Genomic DNA, 13727 nt, shown 5'->3' on the forward strand with positions numbered 1-13727 from the left:
TCTTGCGCTTGGCGATGATGCCAGAGCGCAGGTGATTGAGCGTGCAGGTCACTCCTTCTCACCAGATTTCAGCCGGTACCCAATGAGCAAACCAAACATTCTGATATTTATGGTCGATCAGTTGAACGGAACTCTGTTTCCTGATGGTCCGGCTGATTGGCTGCATGCGCCGAACCTTAAGAAGCTGGCGGAGCGTTCGACACGCTTCAAGAATGCCTATACGGCGTCTCCGCTTTGTGCGCCGGGGCGGGCCTCGTTTATGTCAGGTCAGTTGCCAAGTGCGACTGGTGTTTATGATAATGCGGCAGAGTTTGCATCCTCCTTGCCGACGTATGCGCATCACCTGCGCCAGGCAGGGTATCAGACCTGTTTGTCGGGTAAGATGCACTTTGTCGGCCCCGATCAGCTTCATGGATTTGAAGAGCGGCTGACCACAGATGTTTATCCGCCTGACTTTGGTTGGACACCTGACTACCGCAAGCCTGGTGAACGGATTGACTGGTGGTATCACAACATGGGGTCTGTGACCGGATCTGGCACCGCCGAGATCACCAATCAGCTGGAGTATGATGATGAGGTCGCCTACCACGCCACGCGTAAGGTTTATGATCTGGCGCGGGGCAACGATGAGCGGCCATGGAGCCTGACGGTATCATTCACTCATCCGCATGACCCTTATGTGGCGCGGAAGAAATACTGGGATCTCTATGAGGATTGTGAGCATCTTCTGCCAGAGGTTCCTGCAATGCCTTACGAGGAGCACGATGCGCATTCAAAGCGTATCTTTGATGCCAATGACTGGCGTTCCTTTGATATCAAAGAGGAAGACATCCGCCGGTCCCGCCGCGCTTACTTCGCGAATATCTCGTATATCGACGATAAAATCGGTGAGGTGATGGCTGCGCTGGAAAGCACGCGGCAAGAAGCGATCATCCTGTTTGTCTCAGACCATGGCGATATGTTGGGTGAGCGCGGTTTGTGGTTCAAAATGTCGTTCTTTGAAGGCTCCGCACGCGTGCCCTTGATGGTTTCTGCTCCACAGATGGAACCCGGTTTGGTGACGACACCCGTAAGCAACATTGATGTGTGCCCGACGCTATGTGACTTGGCGGGCATCAGCATGGCAGAGGTGATACCGTGGACCACCGGAGAAACGCTGGTTGGCTTGGGGCAGGGTGAGACCCGCACCTCACCTGTTGCGATGGAATATGCGGCAGAAGCGTCTTATGCACCCATGGTGTCACTGCGCGAGGGCCGTTGGAAGTTCAACAAATGCCTGTTGGATGAAGACCAGTTGTTTGATCTGGAAGCAGACCCACATGAGCTTCACAATCTGGCTCAAGACCCTGAACATCAAAGTGTCGCAGACGAGTTCCGCACAAAAGCTGCTGCGCGTTGGGAGCTGGACCGTTTTGATGCAGATGTTCGTGCCAGTCAGGCGCGTCGATGGATCGTTTATGAAGCGCTTCGTCAGGGCGGACATTACCCTTGGGATTACCAGCCCCTGCAAAAAGCCTCCGAACGCTACATGCGCAACCACATGGATCTGAATATTTTAGAAGAAAGCCAGCGCTTCCCAAGAGGTGAATAGTTTTAGTTGGAGGGGTTGATTGAGGTCCCATAGAAACGACCTCAATTGACTTCAATAGTTTCGCTGAGCTCCAGCTTTTGCGTAGAAGCAAGTACAGCATGTATTTGCAGTAAGAGAAGCCCGAAGCAACTGATGGCGAACACGAACCAATAGTAGTTTGAGGCCGGAAACCCCACGATGAGCATGGAGAGCAGGAAGCCGAAGAGGGTTCGTTGAACGTAGGTCAGGGAGCTGATTACGGACAGATAGCTGCCAAAAATATCCTTTTCAACCTTGCCCATAATGTAGGTGTTGTAAGCGACGCGATTGGCAGAGCCCGTCGCGCCAAGGATTCCCACGCCAATTACTATGGTTGGAAGAGTTGGGAACAGGCTGATTGTGAGCAGCGCAAGACTGAAGACCGTTAGGCAAATGCGCATGATCCTTATGGCGGACCCTGTTGAAACGAACCGGCTGATGAGAAAGCCGGAGAGGGCTGCTCCTAAGCCATATGAAATAGAGAGTTTTGCAAGGGCGGATACATCCAGTTTGAGTACACCGCTCAGATAGATGGGATGCACTAGGTTGAGCATCATAACAGCCACGAATGTAATGTTGGCGCAAACCCCAAGCAGTACCAAATCCTTCCGTTTGAAGATACTGCGGAAGACGGTGCGCGAAACGCGTGCACGGACCGGTCTTGCTTGCTGTGTGTAAGGAATGAAGCAAAACAGAAGGGCGGAAAGCAACATCAGGCCGCTGTTCAACTGCAAGAGGAACTGGAAGTCATCGCTGTTCACAGCGTAGATCATCAACAGACCCACCACAAAGGTGGAGGCCTGCATTTCCACCTGCATCCAGCCATTGACTTTTCCGCGCTCACCTTCCGCAAACACTTCCTGAATGAACGCTGTCAGGGCGTTGTAGAAGAACAGAAAGAAGACCTGAGAGGCGAAGTAGAACGCGCTTAAACTGGCGATTTTAAGAAATGAGTTGCCATAGGCGACGGATGCAATCTGTAAGACACCCGCCATCATCGCGATGCAAACCATCAGGGTTGAGCGACGTGAGAACCTGTCCACCACTCTGCCGGAGACTGGTGCGAGAAAGATCAGCAAAGCAGTGGCATAGGTTGCTGTAAAGGCAAGGACTTTCTCACCGCCAAGAGACTTTGACAGTTCCCAGGGGACGATGGTCAACGCGATCCCCATGGCAATTGATGCAATAAAATTTGCGAACACCAAAACAGACAGTTTCATCCCGTTTCCCCCTTGCAGTTCAATGGATCACATTTAGAAAGAAAAAACTATCTTTATTTGATTGAACAGGCATCACACTGCTAATATCACCCGAATAACTGTTCTATATTTCTCAAGAGTTGGTGAGTTCGCAGACTGTTCAGCCTCGAGAAACCTATGGAGCATATAGGGCTTTGTCCGTATGCTGGATGTGTTGGATTGAGGATAAATCAAAATGGAACTCTGGATTCCAATCACCATTGCAGCGGCGTTTAGCCAGAATTTGCGTTCGGCTCTGCAAAAGCACCTAAAAGGCAAAATTGGAACCACAGGAGCCACGTTTATTCGTTTCGGCTTTGGCTTCCCTATTGCGGTGTTTTACCTTGCTGTGATCCTCAAGCTAACAGGAGAATCCGTTCCCGATGTGGGAACAACATTCTACTGGGCTGCTGCGTTTGGCGGTTTGGCGCAGATTATTGCCACCTTCCTGCTCGTACACTTGTTCTCTTACCGCAATTTTGCTGTCGGTACGGCTTATTCCAAAACTGAGCCGGTTCAGGCGGCGCTTTTTGGCTTTATCTTGCTGGGAGAGCAACTGACGCCGCTTGGCATGGGCGCGATTGCGCTGGGGATCATCGGGGTGTTGTTCATCAGCTTTGGGAAGCATCGTCCAACAGGGGCTATGGTGCTGTCCACTCTGGTTGGGAAGCCAGCGTTGATTGGCTTGGCATCGGCAGCGTTCTTTGGCGCATCCGCCGCGTTCTACCGCACAGCTTCGCTCTCCGTTGAAGCTGATTCCTTCTTGCTGCAGGCGGCGTTTACGCTGGTGTGTGTGACAGCGTTTCAGACCGTTGTCATGGGCAGCTGGATGACCGTGACCTGTCCTGCAGAGTTACGCGCAGCAATCCGAAACTGGCGTTTGTCCGGCCTAGTTGGGCTTGCAGGTATTGCCGGGTCCATCGGTTGGTTTACGGCAATGACATTGCAGCAAGTGGCGTATGTGCGTGCACTGGCTCAGATTGAGCTGGTGTTTACGCTGGCTGCATCATGGATGTTCTTCCGCGAAAAGATTACGCCGATTGAGCTGGCAGGGTGCGTGCTTGTTGCCCTTGGTGGGGTAGGCATCGTCATGGCTGCCAGCTAAGAGGCTTTAACTGCCTGTACGACCAACAGCATTGGTTGGCGTGCCCTTCTGGAAGCTTTCCATGTGAGAGATCAGCTGGTCCCAAAGGGTCTGCATGGCTTCCTCTGATGCCCAGGCCACATGCGGGGTTACGATCACGTTCGGGCGCTCCAGAATGCTGAGAAGGGGATTATCCTCCTGCGGTGGTTCAGTAGTGAGCACGTCAAACCCCGCTGCTACGATCTGGCCGGTGTTGAGCGCCTCCACGAGAGCAGCCTCGTCCACCAGTCCACCACGAGACGTGTTGATGAGGATTGGCTTTTGAGGCATCGACTCAAACTCAGGCGTGGAGATAATACCGCGTGTTTCTGGAGTTAGCGGCGTGTGCAGGGAGATGACATCACTGGTGGTGATCACCTCTTGCCAGGCGGTGTAACCAGAGCGAACCTCCGTCACGCCCTTACGCTCGGCAAACACAACGTCCATGCCCAGAGCTTCGCCAATGCGTGCGGTGCCCTTGCCCAATGTACCTGAGCCGATGATGCCTAAGCGGGAGCCTGCGAGATCCTTGATCGGGTGATTAAAGAAGCAAAACTTACCGGACTTCTGCCATTCGCCATTGATCACGTCCTCGCGGTATCCCACCAGCGAACGCCGCAAAGCGAAGATGAAGGCGAAGGCGTGTTCTGGTACTGTGTTCACCGCATAGCCGCGTACGTTGGACACTACGATGCCCTGCTCATCACAAGTTGCGATGTCCACCTTGTCATAACCGGTTGCCGCAATGCAGATCAGCTTCAGGTCCGGCAATTGTTTCAGCACGTCGGCTGAAAGAGGCACCTTGTTGGTGATGCAGATCTGAACCCCGCGCAGCTTCTCCAGTACTTCCTCAGGAGAGGTGTTGTCATACTCCACCCAGTCATGCGGGAAGGAGGGTTTGGAGATGTGGACGCTTGGTCCAATAGTGCTGCGGTCCAGAAAAGCAATCTTCATAAGGTTACCCTGAAAATGTTGGAAGCAATGCGTCAAAGATGGAGGATGGTTCGGCACTCTCATCATCCACGCCATTGCGGGCCTGCCCCCAATCGCTCAGCGCGTTGAGAACCGGAATAAGCGATAAACCGTCTTTGGTCAGCGAATATTCCACGCGCACGGGCACTTCAGCAAACACCTCACGGCGGACGATGAAGTGCTCTTCCAGTTCTCGAAGAGAACGGGTCAGCATCCTGTCGGAGGCGCCGGGCATCAGTTTCTTCAACTCGGAAAAACGCTTGGAACCGGTTACGAGATGGTAGAGCAGGATCGGTTTCCACTTGCCGCCGATGATTGCTACGGTGGTGGCGACTGCTTCTATTGAGCCGATATGAGCTGCACTGTCACTTGTCATTTTTGCTTACACGCTTGTTCGTATCACTCGTGATGCGGGTAGGACGCACACTTACAGGTGCTATATCAGCTTTTAATCAAAATCAAACGAAGTTTCAGTGAGCTAGAGCTGAATAAGCTCAGCCTAACAGTTAGCCTTGCGTAAGGCTTGAGCTCTCTCAAAACGCTCTGGACACGCCTTCAGGTTCCCACCAATATCTGGAGCTTCGATTTATATGATTTGAGTTGGATGGTCCTTTGGCGAGATACCCGGAAATTTTCGTGCTTCGGCATGGTCAAACAGAATGGAACGTAGCGGGCAGATTTCAGGGGCACCAGAATTCTCCACTCACGGAGAAGGGCAAGGAGCAAGCTCTGCTGCAAAACAAGCTGCTCTCAGGTGTTGAAGCCCTGCCGTCTACTGCGTTCGTCAGCCCTCAACCCCGCACAGTGCACACGGCGCAGTTGGCACTGGGGCCAGAGATTGAGCAGAAGCTGGATGACCGGCTGAAGGAGATCTACTTTGGCGCCTGGGAAGGGCTGACCAAGGACGAAGTGAAAAGCCAGGTTGGAGATGACTACGAAAGCGGCCTCTGGCATTTTCAGAGCCCGCAGGGTGAAACCTTTGAGGCGATCTCAGGCCGCGTTCAGCACTTCCTGGAGGAGCTGACCGAGCCTGCCGTTGTTGTCACACACGGCATCACTTCCATCATCCTGCGTGGGCTCTATATGGGGCTCAACACACTGGAACTCCTGCAACTCCCCCGCAAACAAGGCTGCATCTATCACCTTTCCAACGGGTCAGAGCAGGTGCTGGAATAAGAACCAACTTATCAGAGAGCGTTATGCATGGCTGCGAAACCAAAGCTGTCGTGCTTGCTCTCCCAGTTCAGCTCTTGCTTCGCATAACTGGGGTCGTAAACACGGTCGATCGACTTGGGCAATTTCCAGCCTTGTGATTGAAACAGCTTTACAATTGCGGGAGACCTTCGGGCGATGACGGCAGGCGCGTCTATCTTCAACTCCTCCGCATCTTCAGGCAGGAAGGGCGTTTGACCGGAGATGATGAAGCGATCAAAATCTTTTCCGTCATCAGTGAGTGTAGCCACGTGCGCTGCGGCAACGTCGCGTTTGTCGATACCTCTGTGGAGCCGATAGGCTGCCATCAGGGCGGGGTCCTCTGGAAAGCATCGTGACATGCGCAGGGCTCTCACCTTGAACGTATCGCTTGCCAGTGGTGCCAAATGGTTTTCGGCTTCTAATTTGGTGCGGTGATAGATCGTGCGTGGCTGTGGTTCTACCTGCTCTGTGATCCAGGCTGCTTTGCCTGCAAGGGTGTTGGCCTGACCGTAAAGAGCTGTCGTGCTGGTGAAAATGAAACGCTGAACACCTTCCGCACGGGCCATGCGAGCCAGCGCAACTGTACTCTTTACATTGATCCGGTGAAATTCATCCTCCGAGAACACGCCTACATGTGGCGCATGTAAGGCTGCTGAGTGGACCACCGCGAATGCTCCCTGACAGAGGCGCTGCAGAGTGTCTGCATCAGAAATGTCAGCAATGTGTGTTGTTGTTGATGCAGCGACGCGGTCTATACCGACGACATCGTAAGTTGGCTTGAGAGCTAAGACGATCTCGCTGCCAATGCGACCAGAACTTCCTGTAACAATGACCTTCTGCATTTCTGAGGCTCCTGAGACTTACCGCACCATCAAATAAGCACCGGAGATCAGCAGCATGGCGGCGAGGGCGCGGCTGAGGTCTATGGAGCGAATGGGCAGATTGAAGAGGCCGAAGTGGTCGATGACCATGCCAGCCATTAACTGCCCGACGATGATGAGCAGCACAGCAGAGGTTGCGCCCAGCTTTGGCAGGGTTTGCGTGATGGTGAGGTAGAGGATGAGGCCAAAGACACCGCTGGCCAGCATGTACCACGGAATGGTGCGCCACTCGCTGATCTGCTCACCCTTGCGCGCAAACAGCAGGGCAAGCGAAGCGATCAATCCGCCTGCATGAATGATGACACTGGCGGCAGCTCCGCCAATGCGTTGGCCCATAATACCGCCCATAGGCGCTTGCAGGCCAACGGCGACACCGCCCAGCAGACCGATAAAGCAAATCGCGAGTAATTCCAGCACAGACAGAGATCCGATTCTTGTAGAGATTAGAGCAGCTAATCCCCTCTGTATCGGTCTCCACCTGCTCTGCCTATGCAGAAATGCTGATCAAACCCTATAGGTTCGCTAAACTGCCGAAGCGGGTTGCTTGCCTGTTTTCCACCCGGCCCGGCCTTGAAGGCTTGGTCAGGTACTGGATGTTGGATTTCCGGCGTTTCTGAACAGCCTTTATCTTCTTGCTCAGCTGAATGTGGACGATCTCCAACAGCAAACCAAAAGCCATCGCAAAGTAGACATAGCCCTTGTTGATGTGGATCTCGAAGCCCTCAGCCATGAGAAGACCACCGAGCAGAATAAGGAACAACAGGGCCAGCGCTTTCAGGCCCGGGTGCTTTGTGACGAGCTGGTTGATTGCGCCAGCCGTCAGCACCATGACAACGGCAGATGCCAGAATTGCTGCAACCATGATTGGCAAATCATCCGTCAAACCAACAGCGGTGATCACCGAGTCCATGGAGAACACGGCGTCCATCGCCACGATTTGCAGCAGCACGACTGTCATGCCGTTTGCCAGGTGAGGCGCGTGCTCGATATCACTCGCCACCAACAGGTGTTTCAACTCCGTCACGCTCTTGGCCAGCAGGAATGCACCGCCGCCAATTAGGATTAGGTCACGACCGCTGATATCAACGGTGCTGACCTGAAACAATGAGTAGGTGAGGGACATCACCCAGCTGATGGAGAACACAAGACCCACACGAGCAAGCACGGCCAGTCCGATACCAAGGTTTCGGGCAATCGCGCGTTGGTGTGCGGGAAGGCGCTCACACAGAACCGAAATGAAGACGACATTATCAACGCCCAAAATCAGCTCTAGTCCAAACAGGGTAAGAAAGATTAGCCAAACCTGTGGCTCAAGGAGAAGCTCTATCATTGGTAAGGCTCCCTGATCAGAACCTCACCGGTGATCGGTCGACAACCAGAAGCGTCGTCCATTGTTTTTTGTACCTCGACAAAGGAAGATAGCCGTATCCGCTGGCATTGGGGGCTATCACCTTATGCTTCACTTGCCAGCGGCAGGCATTTTGACGGAAATCTATTCACTCATAAATAGGTGTAAATACTTATTTTGCGAGATGTGATGCATGTAAAGGCTTCGTATAAATGGCAGAAATGCCTAAGATTTTTATGGATTCGGGGTGCTATGTCACATTGTGCAACCTGAGGTGAATATGAGTATGATAGATCTATAATTTTGGAATAGATTTTTACGGAGGTAATTATGACTGCTCAGGAAACAAAACTGCTTCTGGTGTGCGGAAAGATTGCCTCCGGCAAATCCACTCTTCTCACGCATCTGGTGAATGATCATCATGCGGTGTTGATCAGCGAAGATCATTGGAACGCTACGCTCTTTCCCGATGAGTTGAATACGTTGGAAGACTACGTGAAGTATTCTGCCCGCGTGAAAAAAGCGCTTGGCCCGCACATTGTGGGTCTGCTGCAGCACGGTGTTTCTGTCGCGCTGGACTTTCAGGCCAACACGGTGCGGGATCGCAAGTGGATGAAGAGCTTGTTCGAAGCTGCTAATGTCGCCCATGAGCTGCATTATCTCTCCGTGCCCGATGAGGTGTGTAAGGAACGCCTTTGGGTCCGTAATGAGGCAGGCGAGCATCAGTTTACGGTCAGTGAAGCTCAGTTTGAGCAGTTCACCAAATACTTTCAGGCGCCAACCGTTGATGAAGGTTTCAATGTCATCCTGCACGACTTTCAGGCCGCCTGACGAAAAAGGCCCCTCGGCAAAGAGGGGCCAGTTTTGCAAAAGTCGTTGAGACAACAGTTTATGCTGCTTGGCGTTTTTGTAGAGTCGGCTTTTACGTTGTCAGTAAAGCCTTAAGCCGTTGCTTCCAGCTCTTGTGGTTGAGTGGCCGGAGCCTTGCCCCAGCGCAGGGATGCTTCCGCAATGCGCTTGCCAAAGGATTCTGCCGTGCGATGATCTGCATTTGGTGGCGCCACATCTGGCCCTTCATCCACGTTAGCTTGTGCCATCATGCCCAGATAAGAACCGAGGCGGTTGATGTCTTCAACGGAGCCAGCACTGGAGTTATTACCTGCCATATCGTTGGCGCCAACCCAAATCATACCCTGCTGAGCTGCAAAGACAGACATCTGCACGAGAGTAGTCATCTTATCGCCAGACTGTGAAGCCGATACCGTGAAGCCAGCCGCCAGCTTATTTTGCCAACCACGGTCAAACCAGACCTTGGAGGTTTCATCCATGAACATCTTAAAGGGACCGCTGACAGAGCCCAGATAGGTTGGTGAACCGAAAATGATGGCATCAGCGTTGTTCAAAATGGCAAAGTCGCCGTTTAAACCAGTGACATCGACCAGCACACCATCTGCGTTTTCAATTGAATTGATGCCATTGACGACAGACTTCGCCAGCGTTTCGGTGTGACCAAAACCAGAGTGGTAGGCAACAGCGACAGAAACTCTCTTATCCTGCATATTTTGTTCCTTTGAAATTGAGAGTGTGCGTTCTGCCGATACATGAGGGGCTGGCTTAATGAATACAAATGCATTAATTCAATAAGAACTATGCAGAAAATGAATTATTTAGGTCTTGATGGCCGTGCCCTGATGATGTTGAAGCTGATCCATGAAAGCGGATCAGTGACGCAGGCTGCGCAGATGATGGGTGTAAACCAGTCCACCGTCAGCCACGGGTTGGAGCGGGTGCGCGGTCTTTTGGGAGACCCGCTTTTCGTCAAAGCAGGCCGCAATGTGGTGCCGACAGAGCGTATGGATGCTCTGATGCCCATGGTGGAAGAGCTGCTGCAAACGCTGGCGTTGATCGGTGAACCGTCAAAGTTTGATCCGTCCACCGCAACCAACCGCTTTGTGATCGACTGTCGTGATGAAGACCATAACCTGCTGATCCCCTCAGTAATCAAGCTCTTACGGCAGGAGGCTCCTGGTGTAACTCTCCGTTGTCGCCTGTCTCATCGTCACGAGGTCGCCTCACTGGTGGATGGCGATGCCGATTTGCTGTTCACCCCGCTGCCACCACCAGACTCCCATGAATTTGTCGCACAAACGCTGTTTGATGATGAGTTTGTGGTGTTCTACGATCCTAAAACGCGAGATGCTCCGGACACGCTGGAAAAGTATGTCGCGGCACCGCATGCCAACATGCTGGTAACTGCTGATGAAGTGACATTCATTGACCGCGCATTGGCTGAGTTGGGCCACAAACGCCAGACGGTCTATTCTGCCCCCAGCTTCAACGCCCTTGCTGCAACACTGCCAGGCACAGACCTGATTGCCACTATGCCCCGCAAGTTGATCTGTGGTGGCATAAAGTCCGGTCTCGCCTCCTGCAAATGCCCAGCCCCTGTCGTCGACGTTGGCATCAGCGCCATCTGGCACATCCGCAACCGCACCTCCCCCGCCCACAAATGGTTCCGCGACCTCATCCTGTCTCAAGCACAGGCGCTGTTTGGAGGTTAAATTCTCCTGCTGTTCTGCTTTTGATCGCCAGCATGGCGCCTGCATTGCGGATGAACTAAAACAGACTTGCTTGGCTAAGAGATAAAGTGATTGATATGACCCTGACAACAATCGGCTTCACCAAAACAACAGCAGAGAACTTCTTTGGCCGCTTGCAAAGTGCGGGCGTCAAGAAGGTGATTGATGTGCGCCTCAATAACACTTCTCAGCTGGCTGGTTTTGCCAAGTCTAATGATCTGGCCTTCTTTTTGGAAGCCATTGGCGGCATTGGCTATGAGCACGAGCCATTGCTGGCACCGGATCAGGATATGTTCAAAGCCTTCAAGAAAGAGAAGGGCGACTGGACCATCTTCAAAGACCGCTTCATGGGCCTGCTCTCCCAGCGCAAGGTAGAGAGCAAGTTCAAGGCAGATATGTTCGAGGGCGCCTGTCTCCTCTGCTCCGAACACCTCCCCCACGAATGCCACCGCTCCCTCGTAGCCAACTACCTCAACAGCCGCTGGGGCGGAGCACTGAAGGTGACGCATTTGTAAGAAAAAAGAGCAGCCACAAAACTGAGACTGCTCTGTTCCTGTTAGAATTTGTAGCTGAGAGACGCCTTGTAGTTACGAGATTTTCCATAAGTATCACTGAAGTGATTTATGTACTTTCGATCCAAAATATTTTCGATCGAGGCCCGAGCTTCAAAACCTTCAAAACGGCCCTCTGGTGGTATCCAACTTAAGAAAACATCATGCAGGCTGTAGCCCTTGGAGGCGTAATATTTGTTATCCTGAAAGCGGGTTATACGATCTTGTTCAGAATAGAAGCTACCTTTCCATCCAAACGTAATTCCATGTTCGGGTATTTTATAGCCAAGTGATGCTATCAATTTAGTAGGAGCGACTTCTGAGACATACTGGTCAGTATCTGCATTTACGTTATACAAAGTCCCATTGAACTCCCCTTCTCCAGCTGAGAATGCCAAACTACCGATGAAGTTGTCACTGTCGTAATAGAGCTCTGCTTCAATGCCTTGCGTGTAGTAACCTTTTAGGTTTGCATAAGTTGGATAATCATCAGATGGTACGAGATGTTTATTTCTGCTGTAGAGCCGATGAATGTTGTCGCTGATGTCGTTTCGATAAACAGAAATACGTGTTTTGATTGTGTCGTTGCTCTGTAAAACATCTGAATGAGATGTCGTGATTCCAATACGTTTGGAGTGGACGCGCTCGATATTGAGTTGATCTGATGTTGCACGGCTGGTGCCCACATCATAAAGTTCGTCGATCAGAGGGGCTCTGAGTTTATATGCCCAATCACCAAAGATGCGTAGATTGTCCGTAAGCGGGAACATTGCGTTAACGCTTGGAGAAAAGCCAGAGTGCTCAACTCTCCCATAATCATGCCCCACGGATGGATTGTTGTATCTCGAGCCTAAGTTGGGATCACCTTCAGACACGATGTAGTCGAAGCGTAAACCTGGCCTGAATTCTAGTCCATTCTCAAAGTTTAACGTTAGATCTGACCAAGTGGAATAAACAGTCTGCTTTCCTCCAGGTTGTGTAGGCGACTGTAGGTTTCCATAATTGTAATCATCTTTATCTTTGTATTTTGGAGCATACACCATGACATCTCTCAGGTGATGAGAGAACTGCAGACCAGTTGTCAACTTTGCATCTATTCCCAAAAAGTCAAACAGAGCTGAATTCTTCAGAGATGCTTTATAGTTAATATAGTCAAGCCAACTCTCTTTGCCACCAAGTAAGAGTGAGTACTCTCTATCTTTATACGGTCTATAATCATGTTGATTTGTGTTTGAATAATTCGCCTCAAACGTTGTATTTACGAGTTCGCTGTCAGGATCAAACTCATATTTAAATGCAAGTGAGCGATCTTTTAGTTCCCTTTTTGTTGAAATTCGTGCAATGGCATCTTCATAGCTCTGCCGGTCTGGATAAGTTTTACCGAGTACTCTGTATGTACCTTTTGCGGCCCAAGGCTGGAGGTCATTGCTATAATAAGCAGCACCAGAAAGCTCGAAGAAATGGTCACCTCGCTCAAGACTTCCTTTGAAAAAACCGGTCGGTTGCGAGATCGCTGACAGTATAAGTTCATGACCATCACTAAGGTCATAATTTTCGTTCTTTCGATGCGTAGCAGAAACAATTAATTCTGCACCGTACTTCTCTGAACGTCCGTAAGCAGCAATCGTCTTTGCAAACTCATTTCCATTCGAAGCAAAGCCTAGTTTGGAAAATAGCCCAATGCTTTGTCCGGGTTTAAGCATGTCGCTAGCAGATTTGGTCGTCATCTTGACTGTGCCGCCGAATGAACCAAATGTTTCAGCTGAATAAGAACCTTTCTCAACGCTAATTGTTTTGAGCAATTCAGGTTCAATAAAAACAGTACCTTGGCGGTATTTCTCAAATTCCTTCTGAGCTCCGTCAAGTAAGAATTTGACGTCTTCCTGGTCAGCAAAGCCCCAAATATTTACCGATTGGCCTTGCGCGCGCGCTGTGCCAGCTAGATCAGTGCCCGGTATTCCATGTAAAATTTCAGGAACAGTTGTTGCTTGAAGTCGTTGTAGCAGTTCCTCGTCTACTTCTGAGGTCGCTATAGTCTCTACTGTTTCGCTGCTACCAATTACAATGATGGGATCGAGAAGGTTTTCTTCTTCTTTGGTTTTTGTCGTTTCTTTGGCATTTGTCGTTAAAGAAAATGAAGCAAATAGCAATGGCAGGAACAAGGCACACAAAGCCTTATCCCTGTTCCGTCGTGTAACACGCAACATGATTATCTCATTCTTAATAGTGGGA

Annotated in this window: 14 protein-coding genes; 6 read left to right on the forward strand and 8 right to left on the reverse strand. The window is 51.2% G+C overall.

All coding sequences use genetic code 11. The features are described 5' to 3' along the window. Positions 1–82: 82 nt before the first annotated feature. Positions 83–1591 (forward strand): choline-sulfatase, encoded by a 1509-nt coding sequence (gene betC / locus PsAD13_RS10850; protein WP_063318188.1) that lies wholly within the window; start codon positions 83–85, stop codon positions 1589–1591. Positions 1592–1632: 41 nt separating this feature from the next. Here the strand turns inward: betC and PsAD13_RS10855 are convergent, their stop codons facing one another. Then, a complete protein-coding gene (locus tag PsAD13_RS10855) occupies positions 1633–2829 on the reverse strand; it encodes an MFS transporter (protein WP_063318146.1) in 1197 nt (398 codons plus the stop codon). Positions 2830–3043: 214 nt separating this feature from the next. Between PsAD13_RS10855 and PsAD13_RS10860 the strand changes: the two genes are divergently transcribed. Further along, entirely contained in the window at positions 3044–3952 is a 909-nt protein-coding gene (locus tag PsAD13_RS10860; protein WP_063318147.1) for a DMT family transporter, read from the forward strand. 6 nt (positions 3953–3958) lie between these two features. On the opposite strand, the gene PsAD13_RS10865 is transcribed toward PsAD13_RS10860, so the two are convergent. Next, positions 3959–4924, reverse strand: coding sequence for a D-2-hydroxyacid dehydrogenase (locus PsAD13_RS10865; RefSeq protein WP_063318148.1), 966 nt, complete (start codon positions 4922–4924; stop codon positions 3959–3961). Positions 4925–4928: 4 nt separating this feature from the next. Next, positions 4929–5318 carry a helix-turn-helix domain-containing protein gene (locus PsAD13_RS10870; RefSeq protein ID WP_057462073.1) on the reverse strand — a complete coding sequence of 130 codons (390 nt, stop codon included), beginning with the start codon at positions 5316–5318 and terminating at the stop codon, positions 4929–4931. 260 nt (positions 5319–5578) lie between these two features. Between PsAD13_RS10870 and PsAD13_RS10875 the strand changes: the two genes are divergently transcribed. Next, positions 5579–6118: a histidine phosphatase family protein gene (locus PsAD13_RS10875; RefSeq protein WP_208986531.1), complete on the forward strand. Its 540-nt coding sequence runs from the start codon at positions 5579–5581 to the stop codon at positions 6116–6118. A gap of 11 nt (positions 6119–6129) precedes the next feature. On the opposite strand, the gene PsAD13_RS10880 is transcribed toward PsAD13_RS10875, so the two are convergent. The 3 genes from PsAD13_RS10880 to PsAD13_RS10890 form a co-directional block, all read right to left on the reverse strand. Then, positions 6130–6978 carry an NAD(P)-dependent oxidoreductase gene (locus PsAD13_RS10880; protein WP_063318149.1) on the reverse strand — a complete coding sequence of 283 codons (849 nt, stop codon included), beginning with the start codon at positions 6976–6978 and terminating at the stop codon, positions 6130–6132. 18 nt (positions 6979–6996) lie between these two features. Further along, positions 6997–7434, reverse strand: coding sequence for a DMT family transporter (locus tag PsAD13_RS10885; RefSeq protein WP_084404697.1), 438 nt, complete (start codon positions 7432–7434; stop codon positions 6997–6999). A 94-nt stretch (positions 7435–7528) separates the two neighbouring features. Next, positions 7529–8347 carry a TerC family protein gene (locus PsAD13_RS10890; protein ID WP_063318150.1) on the reverse strand — a complete coding sequence of 273 codons (819 nt, stop codon included), beginning with the start codon at positions 8345–8347 and terminating at the stop codon, positions 7529–7531. A gap of 348 nt (positions 8348–8695) precedes the next feature. Here PsAD13_RS10890 and PsAD13_RS10895 point away from each other — a divergent pair, with 348 nt between their 5' ends. Continuing rightward, a complete protein-coding gene (locus PsAD13_RS10895) occupies positions 8696–9196 on the forward strand; it encodes an ATP-binding protein (RefSeq protein ID WP_057462069.1) in 501 nt (166 codons plus the stop codon). A gap of 110 nt (positions 9197–9306) precedes the next feature. Here PsAD13_RS10895 and PsAD13_RS10900 read toward each other — a convergent pair whose 3' ends face one another. Then, the gene (locus tag PsAD13_RS10900) at positions 9307–9924 is read right to left on the reverse strand and encodes a flavodoxin family protein (RefSeq protein ID WP_063287900.1); all 618 of its coding nucleotides are present in this window, start codon (positions 9922–9924) and stop codon (positions 9307–9309) included. A 99-nt stretch (positions 9925–10023) separates the two neighbouring features. Between PsAD13_RS10900 and PsAD13_RS10905 the strand changes: the two genes are divergently transcribed. Further along, entirely contained in the window at positions 10024–10926 is a 903-nt protein-coding gene (locus tag PsAD13_RS10905; protein ID WP_208986532.1) for a LysR family transcriptional regulator, read from the forward strand. Positions 10927–11021: 95 nt separating this feature from the next. Further along, entirely contained in the window at positions 11022–11459 is a 438-nt protein-coding gene (locus tag PsAD13_RS10910) for a DUF488 domain-containing protein (RefSeq protein ID WP_063304995.1), read from the forward strand. A gap of 41 nt (positions 11460–11500) precedes the next feature. On the opposite strand, the gene PsAD13_RS10915 is transcribed toward PsAD13_RS10910, so the two are convergent. After that, positions 11501–13702 (reverse strand): TonB-dependent receptor, encoded by a 2202-nt coding sequence (locus PsAD13_RS10915; RefSeq protein WP_063318152.1) that lies wholly within the window; start codon positions 13700–13702, stop codon positions 11501–11503. Between the last annotated feature and the right edge of the window lie 25 nt (positions 13703–13727).

The sequence above is a fragment of the Pseudovibrio sp. Ad13 genome (genome assembly GCF_001623225.1).
Classification (GTDB): domain Bacteria; phylum Pseudomonadota; class Alphaproteobacteria; order Rhizobiales; family Stappiaceae; genus Pseudovibrio.